The organism is Micromonospora sp. WMMA1996 (assembly GCF_002573675.1).
Classification (GTDB): domain Bacteria; phylum Actinomycetota; class Actinomycetes; order Mycobacteriales; family Micromonosporaceae; genus Micromonospora; species Micromonospora sediminicola.
This window is the reverse complement of the sequence record NZ_PDHU01000001.1, coordinates 2547268-2571184: the sequence shown is the minus strand read 5'-3', so window position 1 is coordinate 2571184 and position 23917 is coordinate 2547268. Positions and strand designations below refer to the sequence as shown.

Annotated in this window: 2 protein-coding genes; both read left to right on the top strand. The window is 76.9% G+C overall.

What is annotated here, in order from left to right:
• The first annotated feature begins 97 nt into the window (after nt 1–97).
• Complete coding sequence (locus COO58_RS30740) at nt 98–9472, top strand: type I polyketide synthase (protein ID WP_141561880.1); 9375 nt, start codon at nt 98–100, stop codon at nt 9470–9472.
• Entirely contained in the window at nt 9424–23904 is a 14481-nt protein-coding gene (locus COO58_RS30735) for a type I polyketide synthase (RefSeq protein ID WP_176558792.1), read from the top strand. Before COO58_RS30740 ends, COO58_RS30735 begins: the two co-directional genes overlap by 49 nt.
• Nucleotides 23905–23917 lie beyond the last annotated feature (13 nt).

Genomic DNA, 23917 nt, shown 5'->3' with positions numbered 1-23917 from the left:
CGTCGCCGTCGGCCGTCCCCGGTCACCGGTGTGCCGTACCGGCGGCCATCTCGGTGTTCGACGGAATCGATCGGCAGCAAGTTCGGGCGGGTGGATCATGGCGGACGAAGAGAAGCTCCTCGAACATCTCAAGTGGGTGACCACCGAGCTCCGCCAGGCGCACCGGCGCCTGCGCGAGCTGGAGGAACCGGAGCCGATCGCGGTGGTCGGCATGGCCTGCAGGTTCCCCGGCGGAGTCGCGTCCCCTGAGCAGCTCTGGGACCTGGTCGTCGCCGGCACCGACGCGACCGGCCCGTTCCCTACCGATCGCGGCTGGGACCTGGCCGGGCTGTACGACCCGGACCCGGACCACCCCGGCACCTCGTACAGCGACCGGGGCGGGTTCCTCGCCGACGCCGGTGACTTCGACCCCACACTGTTCGGCATCAGCCCGCGCGAGGCGCTGGCCATGGACCCGCAGCAGCGGCTGCTGCTGGAGACCACCTGGGAGGTGTTCGAGCGGGCCGGCGTCGACGTCGGCACGCTGCGCGGCAGCCGCACCGGCGTGTTCGTGGGCACCGCCGGCCAGGACTACGCGTCGGTGCTGCGCCGCCTGCCCGAGGGCGCCGAGGGGTACGTGCTGACCGGCACCGCCGCCAGCGTCATCTCCGGCCGCCTGGCCTACACGTTCGGCCTGGAAGGGCCGGCCGTCACGATCGACACCGCCTGCTCGTCGTCGCTGGTCGCCCTGCACCTGGCCACGCAGGCGCTGCGCGACGGCGAGTGCACCCTGGCCGTCGCCGGCGGCGCCAGCGTGATGGCCACCCCGGGCGGCTTCGTCGAGTTCTCCCGGCAACGCGGGCTGGCCGCCGACGGACGCTGCAAGGCGTTCTCCGCCGCCGCCGACGGCACCGGCTGGGCCGAGGGCGTCGGCCTGGTCCTGGTCGAACGGCTCAGCGACGCCCGGCGGCTCGGCCACCCCGTCCTGGCCGTGATCCGGGGCAGCGCGGTCAACTCCGACGGCGCCAGCAGCGGCCTCACCGCGCCCAACGGCCCGGCCCAGCAGCGGGTCATCCGCCAGGCGCTGGCCAACGCCGGCCTCACCCCGGCCGACGTGGACGTGGTCGAGGCGCACGGCACCGGCACCACGCTCGGCGACCCGATCGAGGCGCAGGCGCTGCTCGCCACGTACGGGCGGGACCGGCCCGCCGGGCGGCCGCTGCGGCTCGGCTCCCTCAAGTCCAACCTCGGCCACACCCAGGCCGCCGCCGGCGTCGCCGGTGTGATCAAGATGGTGCTCGCGCTGCGGCACGGCCTGCTCCCGGCCACGCTGCACGCCGACGAGCCGACCCCGCACGTCGACTGGTCGACCGGCGAGGTCGCCCTGCTCACCGACGCGCAGCCGTGGCCGGCCGAGCCCGACCGGGTCCGCCGGGCCGCCGTCTCCTCCTTCGGCATGAGCGGCACCAACGCCCACCTGCTCGTCGAGGAGGCCCCGCCGGCCGAGCCCGCCCCCGAGTCGGCGACCACCGCGGACCGGCCGGTCGTGCCGGTCCTGCTCTCCGCCGCCCACCCGGCCGCGCTCGCCGCCCAGGCCGAGCGCTGGGCCGCCTGGCTGGACGCCGGGCCCGCGCCCCGTCCCCGGGACGTCGGGTACGCGTCGGTCACCACCCGGGCCACCCTGGACCGGCGGGCCGTGCTCGCCGTCACCGGCACCGACGGGCTGCGCGCCGCGCTGCGCGCGCTGGCCGCGGGCGAGCCGTCCGGCGCGCTGGTCACCGGCGAGGCGACCGACCGGGGCCCGCTCGCGGTGCTCTTCTCCGGGCAGGGCGCGCAGCGCGCCGGGATGGGCCGGGAGCTGTACGCGACGTTCCCGGTGTTCGCCGCCGCGCTGGACGAGGTGTGCGGGCACCTGGACCGGGCGCTGCCCCGGCCGCTGAAGGAGGTGCTGTTCGCCGCCGCGGGCGCCGACGACGCCGCGCTGCTGGACCGCACCGCGTTCACCCAGGCCGGGTTGTTCGCGGTCGAGGTGGCGCTGTTCCGGCTGGTCGAGGCGTTCGGCGTCACCCCGGACCTGCTGGCCGGCCACTCGATCGGCGAGGTCACCGCCGCGCACCTGGCCGGCGTGCTGTCGCTGGAACACGCCTGCCTGCTGGTGGCCGCGCGCGGCGCGCTCATGCAGGCGCTGCCCGACGGCGGCGGCATGCTCGCGGTCGCGGCCACCGAGGCGGACGTACGCGCCGACCTGGACGACCACACCGACCGGGTGGGCGTCGCGGCGGTCAACGGCCCGTCGTCGGTGGTGGTCTCCGGCGCCACCGAGGCGCTGGACGACCTGGCCCGGCGGTGGACCGACCGGGGCGTACGGGTGCGGCGGCTGACCGTGTCGCACGCGTTCCACAGCCCGCTGATGGAACCGATGCTGGACCGCTTCCGCGCGGTGCTGGCGAAGCTGACCTTCCACGCCCCGACGCTGCCGGTGGTGTCCAACCTGACCGGCGCCCTGGCCGAGGGCGACGACCTGCGCACGCCCGACTACTGGGTACGGCACGTCCGCGAGGCCGTCCGCTACGCCGACGGCGTGACCGCGCTGCGCGCGGCCGGCGCGGACACGTTCCTGGAGATCGGCCCGCGCAGCGTGCTGACCGGGCTGACCGCCGAGGCGCTGGCCGACGACGACGCCGTGCTCACCGTGGCCACACAGCGGCACGACCGGCCCGAGGTCGAGGCGCTGCTGGCCGCGCTCGCCGAACTGCACACGCACGGCGTCGACGTCGACTGGACGCCCTGGTTCGACGGCACCGGCGCCCGCCCCGTCGACCTGCCCACCTACGCGTTCCAGCGGCAGCGGTTCTGGCCGGACGCGCCGGCCTGGCAGGCCGGCGACGTGTCCGGCGCGGGACTCGGCGTCGCCGGGCACCCGCTGCTCGGCGCGGCCGTCCGGCTCGCCGGCGACGACGAGGTGGTGCTCACCGGCCGGCTGTCCGTCGCCACCCACCCGTGGCTGGCCGACCACGTGGTCGGCGACGCCGTGGTGGTGCCCGGCACCGCGCTGCTGGAGCTGGTCGTGCGGGCCGGCGACGAGATCGAGGCCGCCCGGATCCGGGACCTCACCGTCGCCACCCCGCTCACCCTCACCGCCACCGGCGCGGTACGGGTGCAGGTGCGCGTCGGCGCCGCCGACGACACCGGCGCCCGACCGGTGACCGTGCACGCCCAGCCCGAGGACGACCCGGACACCGAGTGGCTCCGGCACGCCGACGGTGTGCTGGAACCCGCCGCCGCCGACGGGCCGACCCTCGGCGAGTGGCCGCCGGCCGGGACGTCCGAGGTGGACGTGACCGGCTGGTACGACGCGTTCGCCGCGCACGGCCTGGCGTACGGGCCGGCGTTCCGGGGCGTCCGTCGGGTCTGGTCCGGCCCGGACGCCGCGTACGCCGAGGTGGCGCTCCCCGACGGCGTCGACGCGACCGGCTTCGGGGTGCACCCGGCGCTGCTCGACGCGGCCCTGCACCCGATCGGCCTGCTCGACGCCGGCGCCGGAGACGGCCCCCGGGTGCCGTTCGCGTTCGAGGGCGTGCAGTTGCACGCGGCCGGCGCGACGGTGCTGCGGGTACGGCTGACCCGCGCCGGCTCGTCGGTGCGGTTGGTCGCGGTCGACGCGGCCGGCGCGCCGGTGGTGTCGGTGGACGCGCTGGCCCTGCGGGAGCTGACCGGGACCGCCGCGGCGGGCGCGGCCGACCGGTCCCTGTACGCGCTGGCCTGGCCGGTCGAGGAGGTCACCGCGCCGGTCACCCCGCCGACCTGGGCGGTGCTGACCCCGCCCGGCTCCGACCCGCTCGGCGCCGCGCCCGGGCCCGCCCATCCGGACATGGCCGCGCTGGTGGCCGCCGTGCACGCCGGCGCCCCGACCCCCGACGCCGTGCTGCTGCCGTTCGCTCCTGCCCCGGCTCCGACCGGCGCGGCTCCGACCGGACCGGCTCCGACCGGCGCGGCTCCCACCGGGCCGGGGGACGCCGCCGGCGACCCGAGCGGTCCGGCCGGTGTCGACGATCCGGCCGGACCGGACGGCTCCGGGCTGCCGGAGCGGGTCCGGGCGGTGACGGCGGCGGTGCTGGTCACCGTGCAGGAGTGGCTGGCCGCCGACGCGCTCGCCGATACGCGGCTGGTGGTGCTCACCCGGGGCGCGGTCGCCGCCGGGGGCGAGGACCGGGTCACCGACCTCGCCGGCGCGGCGGTGTGGGGGCTGCTGCGCTCGGCGCAGTCGGAGCACCCGGGCCGGATCGTGCTGGCCGACCTCGACGGCGAGGTCGACGCCGAGGCGTTGTCCGCGCTGGCCGGGGTGGTCGTCGACCCCGCGCCGACCGGCGGTCAGGTGGCGTTGCGCGGCGGCGCGGTGCGCGTACCCCGGTTGGGTCGGCCGGCCGACGACGAGCTGCGGCCGCCGGACGGGCTCTGGCACCTCGCGCCGGTCGCTCCCGGCACCATCGACGGCGTCGCGCCGGTGCCCGCCGCCCCCGCCGCGCCGGGGCCCGGACAGGTCCGCGTCGCCGTGCGGGCCACCGGCGTGAACTTCCGCGACGTGCTGGTCGCGCTCGGCATGTATCCGGACCCGGACGCCCGGATGGGCAGCGAGGGCGCGGGTGTCGTCCTCGACGTCGGGCCGGACGTGACCGACCTGGCGCCGGGCGACCGGGTGCTGGGCATGTTCGAACCGGGCTTCGGCCCGCAGGTGCTCGCCGCGCGCGAGCGGGTGGCCCGGATCCCGGCCGGCTGGTCGTTCACCGAGGCCGCCTCCGTCCCGCTGGTGTTCCTGACGGCGTGGTACGCGTTGCGGGACCTGGCCGGTCTGCGGGCCGGTGAGTCGGTGCTCATCCATTCGGGTGCCGGTGGGGTCGGCATGGCGGCGATCCAGATCGCCCACCATCTGGGTGCGACGGTGTATGCGACGGCGAGTCCGGGGAAGTGGGACACGCTGCGCCGGCTGGGGGTCGAGCAGGGGCGGATCGGGTCGTCGCGGACCACGGAGTTCGAGGCCGTGTTCCTGGCCGCGTCCGACGGCGCTGGCGTGGACGTGGTGTTGGACGCCCTGGCGGGGGAGTTCGTGGACGCGTCGTTGCGGTTGTTGCCGCGTGGCGGCCGGTTCGTCGAGATGGGCAAGACCGACGTCCGCGAGCCCGACCTCGTCGCGGCCCAGCACCCCGGCGTGGCCTACCGGTCGTTCGACCTGAACGAGGCCGGTGGTGGGCGGATCGGGCAGATGCTGGCGGAGCTGCTCGACCTGTTCGAGCGGGACGTGTTGTCGCCGTTGCCGGTGCGGGCGTGGGACGTGCGGAAGGCGCGGACCGCGTTGCGGTATGTCAGTCAGGCCCGGCATGTGGGCAAGGTGGTGCTGACTGTTCCGGCCGCCGTCGACCCGGAGCGGGTCACGCTGGTCACCGGCGCCTCCGGCGCGCTGGCCGGCGTCGTCGCCCGGCACCTGGTGGCCACCGGACAGTCCCGCAACCTGCTCCTGGCCGCCCGCCGTGGTCCGGCCGACGACCCGGCCTACGCGAGCCTGGTCGACGAGCTGACGGCCGCGGGTGCGTCGGTGCGGTCCGTCGCTGTGGACGTGGGGGACCGGGCGGCGGTGGCCGACCTGCTGGACGGCGTCGACCTGACCGCCGTCTACCACTGCGCCGGGCTCGTCGCCGACGCCACCGTCGCGGGACTCGACGACGACGCGCTCGAGCGGGTGATGCGGCCCAAGGTGGACGCCGCCTGGGCGCTGCACCGGGCCACCGCCGACCGGGACCTGACCGCGTTCGTGTTGTTCTCCTCGATCGCGGCCACGCTCGGCTCACCCGGGCAGGGCAACTACGCCGCCGCCAACGCGTTCCTCGACGCCCTCGCCACCCACCGCCGCGCCCACGGACTGCCCGCCACCAGCATCGCCTGGGGCATGTGGGCCACCACCAGCGCGATGACCGCCCACCTCGACCGGGACGACGCGCGGCGACTGCGCCGCCTCGGCATGACCCCGCTCACCGCCACCGAGGGCGCCGCCCTGCTCGACGCCGCCACCCGCCGCGCGCTGCCCGCCGTCGCGGCGGCCCGGCTGCGGCTCACCGGCGACGCCGGCCGTTACCCGGCGATCCTGCGCGGACTGGCCCGCGCCGGCGCCCGCCGGACGGCACAGGACACGGCGACCGGCGAGGCGGGCTGGGCCGAACGGCTGGCCGCGCTCGCCCCGGACGAGGCCCGCGAGCGCCTGGTCGACCTGGTCCGCGCGCAGGCCGCCGCGGCGCTGGGCCACCCGAGCGCCCACGCCGTGCCGGAAACCCGCGCCTTCAAGGAACTGGGCTTCGACTCGCTGACCTCGGTCGAGCTGCGCAACCGGCTCGCCGCCGCCACCGGGCTGCGGCTGCCCGCCACACTCGTCTTCGACCACCCCACCCCGGCCCGCGTCGCCGAGCACCTCCACGCCCGGCTCGCCGCCGCCGCACCCGCCGCGTCGACCGCCCGCGCGGCGGGTCCGGCCGGCACCGACGAACCCCTCGCCGTCATCGGCATGGCCTGCCGCTACCCGGGCGGCATCGCCACCCCGGACCAGCTGTGGGACCTCGTCGCCGCCGGCGCGGACGCCATCGGCGGGTTCCCGACCGACCGGGGCTGGGACCTCGACGCGCTCTACGACCCGGACGCCGAGCGGGCCGGCACCTCCACCACCCGCCACGGCGGCTTCCTCGCCGACGCCGGCGACTTCGACCCGGCCTTCTTCGGCATCAGCCCCCGCGAGGCCCTGGCCATGGACCCGCAGCAGCGGCTGCTGCTGGAAACGTCCTGGGAGGCGTTCGAGTCCGCCGGCCTCGACCCGACCACCCGCGCCGGCACCGCCACCGGCGTCTTCGTCGGCGCTGCCTCCTCCGGATACGCCGCCACCGGCGCCGACGGCCTCGAAGGCCACCTGCTCACCGGCACCGCCGGCAGCGTCGCCTCCGGCCGGGTCGCCTACGCGTTCGGCCTGGAAGGTCCGGCCGTCACCGTCGACACCGCCTGCTCCTCGTCGCTGGTCGCGTTGCACCTGGCCGCGCAGACGCTGCGCTCCGGGGAGTGCGACATGGCGCTCGCCGGCGGCGTCGCGCTGATGGCCACCCCCGGCATGTTCTCCGAGTTCTCCCGCCAGGGCGGGCTGGCCCCGGACGGGCGATGCAAGGCGTTCGGCGCCGCCGCCGACGGCACCGGCTGGGGTGAGGGCGCCGGTCTGCTGCTGGTCCAGCGGCTCTCCGACGCGCGGCGGGAGGGCCGCCGGATCCTCGCCGTGGTGCGCGGCACCGCCGTCAACTCCGACGGCGCGTCCAACGGGCTCACCGCGCCGAACGGTCCGTCGCAGCAGCGGGTGATCCGGCAGGCCCTGGCCAACGCGCGGCTGTCGCCGTCCGAGGTGGACGTGGTCGAGGCGCACGGCACCGGCACCACCCTCGGTGACCCGATCGAGGCGCAGGCGCTGCTCGCCACGTACGGCCAGGACCGGGACACCCCGCTGCTGCTCGGCTCGATCAAGTCGAACATCGGCCACACCCAGGCCGCCGCCGGCGTCGCCGGCCTGATCAAGATGGTCCTCGCCATGCGGCACGGGATCGTCCCCGCGACGCTGCACGCCGACGAGCCGTCCCCGCACGTCGACTGGACCGCCGGCGCCGTCACCCTCGTCACCGCGCCCACCCCCTGGCCCGCGCTCGACCGGCCCCGCCGCGCCGCCGTCTCCTCGTTCGGCATCTCCGGCACCAACGCCCACGCCGTCATCGAGGCCGCCCCCACCGCGGCACCGGCCGACCCCGCGCCCGCCACCGGCCCCGGCCTGGTCGGCGCTGACGCGGTGCCGCTGCTCGTCTCCGCCCGCACCGCCCGCGCCCTGCCGGCCCAGGCCGCGCGCCTGCACGAGCACCTCGCCGCGCACCCCGACCTCGACCTGGCCGACCTCGGCTGGTCGCTCGCCACCGGCCGCGCGCACCACCCCTACCGGCAGGTCACCGTCGTCGCCGACCGCGCCGCCGCGCTCGCCGCGCTCACCGCCGCCACGCCGCCGGCCCAGCCCGCCGACGGTACGCCGAAGGTCGTCCTCGTCTTCCCCGGCCAGGGCTCCCAGTGGCCCGGCATGGCGCTCGACCTGCTCGACCGCTCCCCGGTCTTCCGGGACCGGATGCGCGAGTGCGCCGCCGAACTGGCCGACCTCGTCGACTGGACGCCCGAGGACGTGCTGCGCGGCGCCCCCGGCGCCCCACCGCTGGACCGGGTCGACGTGGTCCAACCGCTGCTGTTCACCGTGATGGTCTCCCTCGCCGAGGTGTGGCGCTCCTGCGGCGTACGCCCCGACGCCGTGATCGGCCACTCCCAGGGCGAGATCGCCGCCGCCTGCGTGGCCGGCGCGCTCACCCTGCCCGACGCGCTGCGGCTCGTGGTGGCCCGCAGCCGGGGCCTGCTCGCCCTCACCGGCCGGGGCGGGATGGTCTCCGTGCCGCTCTCCGCCGCCGACACCGCCGACCTCATCGCCCCCTGGGGCGACCGCCTCGGCGTCGCCGCGCTCAACGGCGCCGCCGTCACCGTCGTCTCCGGCGACGCGGACGCCGTCGACGACCTGCTCGCCGCCTGCGCCGACCGGGAACTGCGGGCCCGGCGCATCGCTGTCGACTACGCCTCCCACTGCGCCCACGTCGACGCGGTCCGCGACGACATCACCGCCGCGATCGGCACGCTCCACCCCCGTCCGAGCCGGATCGCGTTCCACTCCACCGTCACCGGCGAACCGATCGACACCGCCGACCTCGACGCCGACTACTGGTTCCGCAACCTGCGTGAACCGGTCCGCCTCGCGCCGGTCGTGGACGCGCTGATCGACACCGGTCACCGGGTGTTCGTCGAGGTCAGCCCGCACCCGGTGCTCAAGGTCGTGGTGCAGGACGCGCTCGACCGGGCGCCCGCCGGCCCGCCCGGCGTGGTCGTCGGATCGTTGCGCCGCGACGAACACGGCCCCCGCCAGCTGCTCACCGCCCTCGGCGCCCTGCACACCGCCGGCGTACCCGTCGACTGGGCGGCCGTGTTCGCCGGCTCCGACGCCACCCGGGTCGACCTGCCCCCGTACGCCTTCCAGCGGGAACGCTTCTGGCCCGAGCCGGGCACGGCGGCCGGCGGCGACGTCACCGGCGCCGGCCTCGGCGCCGCCGGGCACCCGCTGCTCGGCGCGGCGGTGCGACTGGCCGACGCCGACGAGGTGGTCCTGACCGGCCGGCTCGCGCTGTCCGCCCAGCCGTGGCTGGCCGACCACGCCGTCGCCGGCGCCGTGCTGCTGCCCGGCACCGCGCTGGTCGAGCTGGTGGTCCGGGCCGGCGACGAGGTCGGCGCCCCCCGGGTGCGCGAACTGACGCTGGTCACCCCCTCACGCTGCCGGACACCGGCGGACTGCGGGTGCAGGTGCGCGTCGGCGCCCCCGACGACGCCGGCGCCCGCCCGGTGACCGTCCACGCCCAACCCGCCGACGCCACCGACGACGGGTGGACCCGGCACGCCGAAGGGCTGCTGGAGCCGGCCACCGCCGACGAGCCCACGCCGGGCTCCTGGCCGCCCGCCGACGCGACCGAGGTGGACCTCACCGGCTGGTACGACACGCTCGCCGGGCACGGCCTGGCCTACGGGCCGGCGTTCCGGGGCCTGCGCCGGGCCTGGACCGACGACGACACCGTCTACGCCGAGGTGGCCCTGCCGGACGGGCCGGCCGAGCGGGCCGGCCGGTTCGAGGTGCACCCGGCGCTGCTCGACGCCGCGCTGCACCCGATCGGCCTGCTCCCCAGCGGTGACGCCACCTCCGGGCCGCGCGTGCCGTTCACGTTCGAGGGCGTGCAGGTGCACGCCGCCGGCGCGGCCGTCCTGCGGGTGCGGCTGCGCCGTACCGGCTCGGCGGTGCGGCTCGTCGCGGCCGACGAGACCGGCGCGCCGGTGGTCTCGGTGGACTCCCTGGTGCTCACGGAACTGGCTGACGGCACGGGCCGTCCGACCGCCGCCGACCGGTCCGTCCTGGAGGTCGCCTGGTCGGTCCGGGACCTCCCGCCCACCGGCGGACCCCGGTCCTGGGCGACGCTCGCCGCATTCGGCGCCCCCGTGACGGGCACCGACGCCGGCACGGCGGTCGCCGCCGGCACGGCGCGGCCGGAGGCCGGAACGGCGGTGACCGTTGGTGCGGCACGCACGGACGTCGGCAGCTCGGGCTCCGCGTCGGGCGTCCCGGCCCTCGGGGATCACACTGCCGCGTACCCCGACGTGGCCGCGCTGGCGGCGGCCGTCCAGACCGGCGCGCCGGCCCCCGACGCGGTGCTGCTCCCGGTTCCGGCCGGTAACGACGCCGACCTGCCGACGCGGGTCCGGTCGGTCACGTCGACGGTGCTGGCCACCGTGCGGGACTGGCTGGCCGCCGACACCCTCGCGGACTCACGCCTGGTGGTGGCGACCCGGGGCGCGGTGGCGGCCCGCGACGAGGAGGACGTCACCGACCTGGCCGGCGCCGCCGTGTGGGGGCTGCTGCGTTCGGCGCAGTCCGAGCACCCGGACCGGATCGTGCTGGTCGACCTCGACCGGGACGCCGACCCCGACACGCTCGCGCCGCTCGCCGCGGCCGGCGGGCAACTCGCGCTGCGCGACGGCGACGTCCTGGCACCTCGCGTCGTCCGCCCGTCCGGGGACCGGCTCGTCCCGCCGGCCGGCGCCTGGCATGTGGCCGCCGTCGACCCCGGCACCATCGACGGCGTCGATGTGCGCGCCACCGCTACGCCCGCGTTGGCCGTGGGTGAGGTGCGGGTGGCGGTGCGGGCGGCGGGGGTGAACTTCCGGGACGTGTTGATCGCGTTGGGGATGTATCCGGATCCGGCTGCGGTGATGGGTAGTGAGGGCGCGGGTGTGGTCCTGGAGGTCGGGCCGGGTGTGTCGGGTCTGGTGCCGGGTGATCGGGTGTTCGGGTTGTTCGAGCCGGGTTTCGGTCCGCAGGTGGTGGCGCGGCGGGATCGGGTGGCGCGGATGCCGGTGGGCTGGTCGTTCGTTGAGGCGGCGTCGGTGCCGGTGGTGTTTCTGACGGCGTGGTATGCGTTGCGGGATCTGGCCGGGCTGCGGGCCGGTGAGTCGGTGCTGATCCATTCGGGTGCCGGTGGGGTCGGGATGGCGGCGATCCAGATCGCCCGTCATCTGGGTGCGACGGTGTATGCGACGGCGAGCCCTGGCAAGTGGGACACGCTGCGCCGGCTGGGGGTCGCGGAGGACCGGATCGCGTCGTCGCGGACCACCGAGTTCGAGGCCGCGTTCCTGGCCGCGTCCGACGGCGCCGGCGTGGACGTGGTGTTGGACGCGCTGGCCGGGGAGTTCGTGGACGCGTCGTTGCGGTTGCTGCCGCGCGGTGGCCGGTTCGTGGAGATGGGCAAGACCGACGTCCGCGACCCCGACCTCGTCGCGGTCCAGCACCCCGGCGTCACCTACCGGTCGTTCGAACTCAACTCCGCCGGCGGCGAGCGCCTCGGGCAGATGCTCACCGAACTCCTGGAACTGTTCGAGCGGGGAGCGCTGCGACCGCTGCCCACCCGCACCTGGGACGTCCGGCGGGCGCGCACCGCGCTGCGGCACATCAGCCAGGCCCGCCACGTCGGCAAGGTCGTGCTCACCGTCCCCGCCACCGCCGACCCGGACCGCGTCACACTGGTCACCGGCGCCAGCGGCACCCTCGCCGGCCTGGTCGCCCGGCACCTGGTCACCACCGGGCAGTCCCGCAACCTGCTCCTGGCAGCCCGCCGCGCCCCCGCCGACGACCCGGCCTACACCGCGCTGGTCGACGAGCTGACCACGGCCGGGGCGACCGTACGGGCCGTCGCGGTGGACCTCGGCGACTCGGTACGCGTCGCCGACCTGGTCGCCGGGGCGGACCTCACCGCCGTCTACCACTGCGCCGGCGCCATCGCCGACGCCACCATCACCGGACTCGACGACGCCGCGCTCGAGCGGGTGATGCGGCCCAAGGTGGACGCCGCCTGGGCGCTGCACCAGGCCACCGCCGACCGGGACCTGACCGCGTTCGTGCTGTTCTCCTCGATCGCGGCCACGCTCGGCTCACCCGGACAGGGCAACTACGCCGCCGCCAACGCGTTCCTCGACGCCCTCGCCACCCACCGCCGCGCCCACGGACTGCCGGCGGCCAGCCTCGCCTGGGGACTCTGGGCCACCACCAGCGCGATGACCGCGCACCTCGACGACGGCGAGCACCGCCGCGCCATCCGCGCCGGCAGCGCCCCGCTCACCGACACCGAAGGGCTGGCCCTGCTCGACGCGGCCGGCCGCCACGGCGGCGCACACGTCGTCCTGATGAAGGTGCCGACCAGCCCCGACCCGGCCCGCGTACCGGCGCTGCTGCGCGACCTGATCCGCCCCGCGCGGCGGCGGGCCGCCGCGCGTACCGGAGAGGACCTGTCCCTGGCCGACCGGCTCGCGGCGCTCAGCCCGGCCGCCCGGCGCGGCCACCTCCTCGACCTGGTCACCGCCGCCGCGGCCGCGGTGCTCGGACACCGCGGCGCCGACGGCGTCGACCCGCAGCGCCCGTTCCGGGAACTCGGCTTCGACTCGCTCACCTCGGTCGAACTGCGCAACCGGCTCGCCGCCGCCACCGGGCTGCGGCTGCCCGCCACCGTCGCGTTCGACCACCCCACCCCCGTCGTGCTCGCCGACCACCTCGACCGGGAGATCGGCGGGTCGGCCGCGCCGGCCGCCACCCCCGTGTCCGGCGTGACCACCACCGTCGACGAGCCGATCGCCGTCGTCGGCATGGCCTGCCGCTTCCCCGGCGACGTCCGCACCCCCGAGGACCTGTGGGACCTGGTCACCGCAGGCGCCGACGTCATCGCGCCGTTCCCCACCGACCGCGGCTGGGACCTCAGCGTCCTCGGCGACGACGCCGACCGGCCGGCGCCCCGGCACGGCGGTTTCCTCTACGACGCCGCCGACTTCGACGCCGCCTTCTTCGGCATCAACCCGCGCGAGGCGCTCGCCATGGACCCGCAGCAGCGGCTGCTGCTGGAAACCTCGTGGGAGGCGCTGGAACGCGCCGGCGTCGACCCGCTCACCGTCCGGGGCAGCGCCACCGGCGTCTACGTCGGACTGATCTACCACGACTACGCCGGCACCGCTGTCGGCGCCGGCGACGACCTGGACGGGTACGTCGGCAACGGCAGCGCCGGCAGCGTCGCCTCCGGCCGCATCTCCTACCTGCTCGGCCTGGAGGGCCCGGCCGTCACCGTCGACACCGCCTGCTCCTCGTCGCTGGTCGCGCTGCACCTCGCCGCCCAGGCGCTGCGCCAGCAGGAGTGCGGGCTCGCGCTGGCCGGCGGAGTCACCGTCATGTCCACCCCCGGCATGCTCGCCGAGTTCTCCCGCCAACGCGGCCTGTCCCCGGACGGGCGGTGCAAGGCGTTCGGCGCCGGCGCCGACGGCACCGGCTTCGCCGAGGGCGTCGGCATGCTGCTGCTGCAACGCCTCTCCGACGCGCAACGCGACGGCCGCCGGATCCTCGCCGTGCTGCGCGGCAGCGCCGTCAACCAGGACGGCGCGAGCAGCGGCCTCACCGCCCCCAACGGGCCGTCCCAGCAGCGGGTCATCCGCCAGGCCCTGGCGAACGCCCGCCTCGACCCCTGCGACGTGGACGTGGTGGAGGCGCACGGCACCGGCACCGCCCTCGGCGACCCGATCGAGGCGCAGGCGCTGCTGGCCACGTACGGGCAGGACCGCGACACGCCGCTGCTCCTGGGCTCGGTCAAGTCGAACATCGGGCACACCCAGGCCGCCGCCGGCGTCGCCGGCGTGATCAAAATGGTCCTGGCCATGCGGCACGGCCTGGTCCCGCCGACGCTGCACGCCGACGAGCCGTCCCCGCACGTCGACTGGACCGCCGGCGCGATCACCCTGGCGCACCGGGCGCAGCCCTGGCCCGCCGTGGACCGGCCCCGCCGCGCCGCCGTGTCGTCGTTCGGCATCTCCGGCACCAACGTGCACGCCGTCCTGGAACAGGCGCCCGAACCCGCCCCCGCCCCGGCCGCGCCCGCCCCCGGTGACCTCGGCGTTCCGTGCGTGCTCTCCGCCCGCACCCCGGACGCGCTGCGCGCCCAGGCCGGCCGGCTCGCCGCCTGGGTCGAGGCGAACCCGGCGGTCCCGCTGGCCGACCTCGGCCACGCCCTCGCCACCGCACGGTCCGCGTTCGAACACCGGGCCGTGCTGCTGCCCCGCGACCGGGCGGGCCTGCTCGCCGGCCTGACCGCCGTCGCCGCCGACGAGCCGTCCTCCGCCGTGGTGCGCGGCGCCACCCGTACCGGCCGGCTCGCCGTCCTCTTCTCCGGCCAGGGCGCACAGCGCCCCGGCATGGGCCGCGAGGCGTACGGGGCGTTCCCCGTCTTCGCCGCCGCGCTGGACGAGGTCTGCGACCACCTCGACCCGCTGCTGCCCCGGCCGCTGCGGCCGGTGCTCTTCGCGCCCGAGGGCGCGCCGGAAGCCGCGCTGCTGGACCGTACCGAGTTCACCCAGCCCGCGCTCTTCGCCGTCGAGGTGGCGCTGTACCGCCTGGTCGAGTCGTTCGGCGTCACCCCCGACCTGGTGGGCGGCCATTCGATCGGCGAGATCACCGCCGCGCACGTCGCCGGGGTGCTCTCCCTGCCCGACGCCGCCGCCCTGGTCGCCGCACGGGGCCGGCTCATGCAGGCGCTGCCCGACGGCGGCGGGATGCTCGCCGTCGCCGCGCCCGAGTCCGAGGTCGCCGCTGCCGTCGCGGGCCGCGCGGACGTCGGGATCGCCGCGGTCAACGGCCCGGCGTCGGTGGTGGTCTCCGGGGCCGGTGACGCCCTGGCGGAGGTGGAGCGGGCCTGGCGGGAACGCGGTGTCCGGGTCCGCCGGCTGACCGTCAGCCACGCGTTCCACAGCCCGCTGATGGCGCCGATGCTGGACGACTTCCGGGCCGTCGTCGACGGCCTCACCCTCGACGCGCCGCGCCTGCCGGTGCTGTCGAACCTGACCGGCCGGATCGCCGAACCGGACGAGCTGCGCGACCCCGACCACTGGGTGCGGCACGTCCGCGAGGCGGTCCGTTTCGCCGACGGCGTCAGCCACCTGCGGGAACGCCACGTCGGCACCTACCTGGAGGTCGGGCCGGACCCGGTGCTCTCCGGGATGGTCCGGGACTGCCTCGGCGACGACCCGGCTCCGGTGGTCGTGCCGACCCTGCGCGCCGGACGCACCGAGGCGTCCGCGCTGCTCACCGCCCTCGCCGAGGCGTACGCCGCGGGCACGCCGGTGGACTGGACCGCGCTGACCGGCGGCGGCGTGCCGCTCGACCTGCCCACCTACCCGTTCCAGCGCCGGCGTTACTGGCCCGACGCCGCCACCTGGCGCACCGGCGACCTGTCCGGCGCGGGGCTGGCCGCGCCCGGGCACCCGCTGCTCGGCGCGGCGGTGCGGCTGGCCGGCGCGGACGAACTGGTGCTGACCGGCCGCCTCGCGCTGGCCGCGCAGCCCTGGCTGGCCGACCACGTCGTCGGCGGCTCCGTCCTGGTGCCGGGCACCGCGCTGGTCGAGCTGGTGGTGCGCGCCGGCGACGAGGCCGGCGCCCCCCGGGTACGCGACCTGACCGTCACCGCGCCGCTCGCCCTGCCCGCCACCGGCGGCGTCCGGGTGCAGGTGCGCGTCGGCGCGGCCGACGAGGCCGGCAACCGGGACGCCGCCGTGTATGCCCAACCGGACGACGACACCGACGCGCAGTGGGTGCGCCACGCCGAGGCGGTGCTGGAACCGGCCGCCGCCGAGGAGCCGGGCCTGACCGCCTGGCCGCCGGCCGGCGTCACCGAGACCGACCTGACCGGGTTCTACGACGTGCTGGTCGGCCACGGCCTGACGTACGGGCCGACGTTCCGGGGCCTGCGCCGGGTGTGGACCGGCCCGGACCAGGTGTACGCCGAGGTGGCGCTCACCGACGCGGCGGTGGACGGGTTCGCGGTGCACCCGGCGCTGCTGGACGCCGCGCTGCACCCGATCGGGTTGCTGCTGCCCGCCGACGGCGGCCCGCGCGTGCCGTTCGCGTTCGAGGGCGTCCAGGTGCACGCCGCCGGCGCCCGGCTGCTGCGGGTCCGGTTGACCCGTACCGGCTCCGGCGTCCGGCTGGTCGCGGCGGACGAGACGGGCGCGCCGGTGGTGTCGGTCGACGCGCTGGTCCTGCGTGAACTGGCCGGCGCCCCCGCACCGGACGCGGCCGCGCGCTCCCGGTTCGTGGTGACCTGGCCGGCCGAGGAGATCGACCCGGCCGACCGCGAGGTGACGTGGACGGTGCTGACCGCCGCGCTGCCGCGCGACGCCGCGCCCGCGCCGGACGGCCGGACCCGCCGCGCGGCGGGTCGGGGCGCGGGACGCGGGAAGGCCCGCCCGGGCGCGCCGGCGTCGCTGCCGGGTGGATGGTTCGACACGGCCGTGCCCGCGCGGTTCCCGGACGTGGCCGGGCTGGTGGCGGCCGTCGCCGACGGCGCGCCGGCCCCCGACGCGGTGCTGCTGCCCGTCGGACCCCTCGGCTGGGCCGACGACGACGCGACCCACGCGGCCGACCTGTCGGGCCCGGCCGCAGCCGGCTTGTCGGGCCCGGCCGGCGACGATCGGCGCGGCTCGGGCCGTGGCGACCTGCCCGGGCGGGTGCGGGCGGTGACGACGGCGGTGCTGGCGACCGTGCAGGCGTGGCTGGCCGCCGACGAACTGCGCGACTCCCGGCTCGTGGTGGTGACCCGGGACGCGGTCACGACCGGCGACGACGACCGCGCCGCCGACCCGGCCGGCGCGGCCGTCTGGGGACTGCTGCGCTCCGCCCAGTCCGAGCACCCCGACCGGATCGTGCTCGCCGACGTCGACTCCGCCCTCGACCGACGCGCGCTCGATCTGCTGGCGACCGTCGCTTACATGCCGTCCACCGTGGGCGGTCAGCTCGCGCTGCGCGGCGACCGGGTGTGCGTACCCCGGTTGGCGCGTCCGGCCGGCAGCGAGCTGGCGCCGCCGGCGGCCGGCGCCTGGCACGTGGCCGCCGTCGACCCCGGCACCATCGACGGCGTCGACGTGCGCGCCACCGCTACGCCCGCGTTGGCCGTGGGTGAGGTGCGGGTGGCGGTGCGGGCGGCGGGGGTGAACTTCCGGGACGTGTTGATCGCGTTGGGGATGTATCCGGATGCGTCGGCGGTGATGGGTAGTGAGGGTGCGGGTGTGGTCCTGGAGGTCGGGCCGGGTGTGTCGGGTCTGGTGCCGGGTGATCGGGTGTTCGGGTTGTTCGAGCCGGGTTTCGGTCCGCAGGTGGTGGCGCGGCGGGATCGGGTGGCGCGGATGCCGGAGGGCTGGTCGTTCGTTGAGGCCGCGTCGGTGCCGGTGGTGTTTCTGACGGCGTGGTATGCGTTGCGGGATCTGGCCGGTCTGCGGGCCGGTGAGTCGGTGCTCATCCATTCGGGTGCCGGTGGGGTCGGCATGGCGGCGATCCAGATCGCCCACCATCTGGGTGCGACGGTGTATGCGACGGCGAGTCCGGGGAAGTGGGACACGCTGCGCCGGCTGGGGGTCGCGGAGGACCGGATCGGGTCGTCGCGGACCACCGAGTTCGAGGCCGCGTTCCTGGCCGCGTCCGGTGGTGCGGGTGTGGACGTGGTGTTGGACGCCCTGGCCGGGGAGTTCGTGGACGCGTCGTTGCGGTTGCTGCCGCGCGGCGGCCGGTTCGTGGAGATGGGCAAGACCGACCTGCGGGACCCCGAGGTGGTGGCGGCCGAGCATTCAGGTGTCGCGTACCGGTCGTTCGACCTGAACGAGGCCGGCGGGGAGCGGATCGGGCAGATGCTGGCGGAACTGCTCGACCTGTTCGAGCGGGACGCGCTGTCGCCGTTGCCGGTGCGGGCGTGGGACGTGCGGCAGGCGCGGACCGCGTTGCGGTATGTCAGTCAGGCCCGGCATGTGGGCAAGGTGGTGTTGACCGTTCCGGCTGCCGTCGCCCCGGAACGGGTCACGCTGGTCACCGGCGCCTCCGGCGCGCTGGCCGGCGTAGTCGCCCGGCACCTCGTCGCCACCGGGCAGTCCCGCAACCTGCTCCTCGCCGCCCGCCGCGCCCCCGCCGACGACCCGGCGTACACCGCGCTGGTCGACGACCTGACGGCGGCCGGCGCGACCGTGCGGACCGCCGCCGTCGACGTGTCGGACACCGCGCAGGTCGCCCGGCTGCTGGACGGCGTCGACCTGACCGCCGTCCACCACTGCGCCGGAGTGCTCGACGACGCCACGGTCGCATCGCTGGACGCCGAGTCCGTGGCGCGGGTGATGCGGCCCAAGGTGGACGCCGCCTGGGCGCTGCACCAGGCCACCGCCGACCGGGACCTGACCGCGTTCGTGCTGTTCTCCTCGATCGCGGCCACGCTCGGCTCACCCGGGCAGGGCAACTACGCCGCCGCCAACGCGTTCCTCGACGCCCTCGCCACCCACCGCCGCGCCCACGGACTGCCCGCCACCAGCATCGCCTGGGGCATGTGGGCCACCGACGGCGGCATGGCCGGGCGGCTCGACGCCGACGACCGCACGCGACTCGGCCGGATCGGCATGACCGGGCTGACCGCCACCGAAGGCACCGCGCTGCTCGACGCCGTCGCCGCCGCCGCACCGCCGACCGGGATCGCCGCGCGGCTCCGGATCACCGGCGACCCCGCGCAGCTCCCCCCGATGCTGCGGCTGCTGGCCCCCACCGGCGGACGCCGACAGGTCCGCACCGGCGACGGGACCGCCACCAGCTGGGCCGAACGGCTCGCCGGGCTCACCCCGGACGAGGCCCGGGAGCGCCTGGTCGACCTGGTGCGCGCGCAGGCCGCCGCGGTGCTGGGCCACCCGTCGGCGCAGGCGGTGCCCGCCGTCCGCGCCTTCAAGGAACTGGGCTTCGACTCGCTGACCTCGGTCGAGCTGCGCAACCGGCTCGCCGCCGCCACCGGGCTGCGGCTGCCCGCCACGCTCGTCTTCGACTACCCGACCCCGGAACGCCTCGCCGACCACCTGCACGAGCACCTCGGCCACAACCCGGCCGGCGACACCACCACCGCCACCCGCGCCGCCGTCACCGACGACGACGACCCCATCGCCATCATCGGCATGGCCTGCCGGCTGCCCGGCGGGGTCACCAACCCCGACCAGCTGTGGCAGCTCGTGTCCAGCGGCGGCGACGGGATCGCCGAGTTCCCCGCCGACCGGGGCTGGGACCTCGACGCGCTCTACGACCCGGACGCCGACCGCGCCGGCACCTCCAGCACCCGCCACGGCGGATTCCTGCCCGGCGCCGCCGACTTCGACCCGGCCTTCTTCGGCATCAGCCCCCGCGAGGCGCTCGCCATGGACCCGCAGCAACGGCTGCTGCTGGAAACCTCGTGGGAGGCGTTCGAGTCCGCCGGCCTCGACCCGCACGACCGCACCACGACCACCGGCGTCTTCGCCGGCCTCATCCACCACGACTACGCCGGCCGGCTCGACGCCTCCGCCGAACTGGAGGGCTACCTGGTCAACGGCACCGCCGGCAGCGTCGCCTCCGGCCGCGTCGCGTACGTGTTCGGGCTGGAAGGCCCGGCCGTCACCGTCGACACCGCCTGCTCCTCGTCGCTGGTCGCGCTGCACCTGGCCGGCCAGGCGCTGCGGGCGGGGGAGTGCGACCTCGCCCTCGCCGGCGGCGTCACCGTGATGGCCACGCCCAGCGCGTTCGTGGGGTTCTCCCGGCAACGCGGACTCGCCCCCGACGGGCGGTGCAAGTCCTTCGCCGCCGGCGCCGACGGCACCAGCTGGGGCGAGGGCGTCGGCATGCTGCTGGTCGAGCGCCTCAGCGACGCCCGCCGCCGCGGTCACCGCGTCCTCGCCGTGGTACGCGGCACCGCCGTGAACCAGGACGGCGCGTCGAACGGCCTCACCGCCCCCAACGGGCCGTCCCAGCAGCGGGTGATCCGCCAGGCCCTGGCCAACGCGCGGCTGTCGCCGTCCGAGGTGGACGTGGTCGAGGCGCACGGCACCGGCACCACCCTCGGTGACCCGATCGAGGCGCAGGCGGTCCTCGCGACCTACGGGCAGGACCGGGACACCCCCCTGCTCCTGGGCTCGATCAAGTCCAACATCGGGCACACCCAGGCCGCCGCCGGCGTGGCCGGCGTCATCAAGATGGTTCTCGCCATGCGGCACGGCATCGTGCCACCGACGCTGCACGTGGACGAACCGTCCCCGCACATCGACTGGACCGTCGGCGCGGTCACCCTGGCCACGGCCCCGACGCCCTGGCCCGACCAGGACCGGCCGCGCCGGGCCGCGGTGTCCTCGTTCGGCATCTCCGGCACCAACGCCCACGTCGTCCTGGAGCAGCCCGCCGGAGCCGACCACCCGGTCGCGACCGGCGACGCCGCCGACGGCCGTCCCGGGGGGCCCGCGGTGCTGCCGGTGCTGCTGTCGGCGCGTACCGACGCCGGGCTCGCCGCGCAGGCCCACCGGTGGGCGACCTGGCTCGCCGCCGACGGGACACCCCGCCCCGCCGACGTCGGCTGGTCCGCGCTCACCACCCGCCCGCCGCTGGACCACCGGGCCGTCCTGGCCGCCGGCGACCGGGACGAGCTGCTCACCGCGCTGCGCGCGCTGGCCGCCGGCACCACCACCGGCGCGGCGATCACCGGTACCGCGCAACCGCGCGGCCACCTGGCGCTGCTGTTCTCCGGTCAGGGCGCGCAGCGCGCCGGGATGGGCCGGGAGTTGTACGCGGCGTTCCCGGTGTTCGCCGCCGCACTGGACGAGGTCGCCGATCACCTGGACGGGAAGCTGTCCCGGCCGCTGCGCGACGTGCTGTTCGCGGAGCCGGGCTCGGCCGAGGCGACCCTGCTGGACCGGACCGAGTTCACCCAGGCGGGGTTGTTCGCGGTCGAGGTGGCCCTGTTCCGGCTGGTCGAGTCGTTCGGGGTGACGCCGGACTTCGTGGGTGGTCACTCGATCGGTGAGGTCACGGCCGCGTTCGTGGCGGGGGTGTTGTCGCTGTCGGACGCGTGTGCGTTGGTGGCGGCTCGGGGCCGGCTGATGCAGGCGCTGCCGGCCGGCGGCGGGATGCTGGCGGTCGCCGCGTCGGAGGCCGAGGTGGCCGCGTCGATCGCCGGCCGTCCCGAAACGGGGATCGCGGCGGTCAACGGGCCGACGTCGGTGGTGGTCTCGGGTCCGGTCGAGGCGCTCGATGAGGTGGAACGCGCGTGGCAGGACAGGGGCGTACGCACCCGCCGCCTGACGGTGTCGCACGCGTTCCACAGCCCGCTGGTGGAGCCGATGCTGGCCGACTTCCGGGCGGTCCTCGAAGGGTTGACGTTCTCCGCGCCGTTGCTGCCGGTGGTGTCCAACGTGACCGGTGCCATCGCGGAGCCGGGGGAGCTGACCGATCCCGACTACTGGATGCGGCACGTCCGCGAGGCGGTCCGGTACGCCGACGGGATCACCGCGCTGCGCGACGCCGGGGTGGACACGTTCCTGGAGATCGGGCCGCAGAGCGTGCTCACGGCGCTGACCGCCGAGGTCCTTGCCGAGGGAGACGGGCTCGCGGTCGCGGTGCAACGCCGGGACCGGGACGAGACCGGCGCGCTGCTGGCCGGGCTGGCCGACCTGCACGTGCACGGCGTCACCGTGGACTGGACGCCGTGGTTCGCCGGCACCGGCGCCACCCGCGTCGACCTGCCCACCTACGCCTTCCAGCACGAACGGTTCTGGCCCGACAACCCCACCCGCACCGACGCCTCCGACACCGAGTTCTGGGCCGCCGTCGAGAGCGGCGACCTGACCGCGCTCGCCGGCCACCTCGGCGACGACGACCTGGACACGCTCACCCCCGCCCTGCCCGCACTCACCACCTGGCGCCGGTCCCGCACCCGCCGCACCGGGGCCGACCGCTGGGCGTACCAGGTCGAGTGGCGCCGGATCGACCTCGACGGACCGTCGGCGGCCGACGGCGCCTGGCTGCTGGTCACCCCGGACGGTGAGCCCGCCGCCGAGCACGTCGGCGCCGCGCTGGCCGGCGCCGAGCTGCGGCGCGTCACCGTCGACCCGGCCACCACCACCCGCGCCGACCTCGCCGCCGCACTCGGCAAGGCCCTCGCCGACGGGCCGGTCGCCGGCGTGGTCTCCCTGCTCGGCCTGCGCGACGAGCCCCACCCGGAGCACCCGGCGCTGCCCGCCGGCACCGCCGCGACGCTGCTGCTGGTCCAGGCGCTGCACGACACCGGCGAGACGCCCCCGCTCTGGTGCCTCACCCGGGGCGCCGTCGCGACCGGCGGCGACGACCCGGTCCGCAGCGCCGGCCAGGGCGCCCTGTGGGGTCTGGCCCGCGTCGCCGGGCTGGAACTGCCCCGGCTGCGGGTCACCCTGCTCGACCTGCCCGACGGCGACACCGACCCGACCCGCCTCGCCGCCGCCCTCACCGCCGTCGGTGACGAGGACCAGCTCGCCCTGCGCCCCGCCGGCCTGCACGCGCGCCGGCTCGTACGGACCGCCCCCGCCGCGCGCGACGCCGCCGAGCGGTGGCAGCCCTCCGGCACGGTGCTCGTCACCGGCGGCACCGGCGCGCTCGGCGCCCACGTCGCCCGCTGGGCCGCCGGCCACGGCGCCGCGCACCTGGTGCTCACCGGCCGCCGGGGCGAGGCGGCGCCCGGCGCGGCCGCGCTGCGCGACGAGCTGACCGCCCTCGGCGTCCGCGTCACCGTCGCCGCCTGCGACGTGGCCGACCGGGACGCCGTCGCCACGCTGCTCGCCCGCCTCGACGCCGACCCGGCGCCGCTGACCGCCGTGGTGCACGCCGCCGGCCTCAACGACGTGGCCCCGCTGCTCGACACCGACCTGGACCGGCTCGCCGCCGTGTCGGCCGGCAAGACCGCCGGCGCGGCCCACCTGGACGAGCTGCTCGGCGACCGTCCGCTCGACGCGTTCGTGCTGTTCGCCTCCATCGCCGGCGTCTGGGGCAGCGGCGGACAGGCCGGCTACGCCGCCGGCAACGCCTACCTCGACGCGCTGGCCGAGCGGCGGCACGCGCGCGGCCTCGCCGCCACCTCGGTGGCCTGGGGACCGTGGGCCGACGGCGGCATGGCCACCGACGACGCCCAGCGGGAACTGGCCCGGCGCGGCCTGCGGGTCATGGCCCCCGCCGACGCCATGCACGCCATGCGCGTCGCCGTCGGCCGGGGCGGACCCACGCTGACCGTTGCCGACGTGGACTGGGCGACGTTCGCCCCGGCGTACGCGTCGACCCGGCCCCGGCCGTTCCTGGCCGACCTGCCCGAGGCCCGGCAGGCGGTGCGGGACGCCGCCGAGGCGCCCGCCGACGGTGGCGCGGCGCTGCGCGAGCGGCTGCGCGACCTGACCGGCGAGGACCAGGACCGCCGGCTCACCGACCTGGTCCGCGCCGAGGCCGCCGCCGTCCTCGGCCACGGCGGCCCGGAACGGGTCAAGCCCCACCGGGCCTTCAAGGACCTCGGCTTCGACTCGCTGACCGCGGTCGAGCTGCGCAACCGGCTCAACCGGGCCACCGGCCTGTCCCTGCCCACCACGCTCGTCTTCGACCACCCCGACCCGTCCGCGCTCGCCGGCCACCTGCGCGCCACCCTGCTGCCCGACACGCCCGCCGGGCCGGCGGCCGACCCGGCCGAGACCGCGGTACGGCAGGCGCTGGCCACCATCCCGCTCGCCCGCATCCGCGAGGCCGGACTGCTGGACCTGCTGCTCGGTCTCACCGCCGACGACGGTCCCGCCGCCGAACCGGACCGGGCGGAGGTCGACCTCGACGAGATGGACACCGACACCCTGATCCGGCTGGCCCTCGACGGCACCGAGTCCTGACGCCCACGTACGG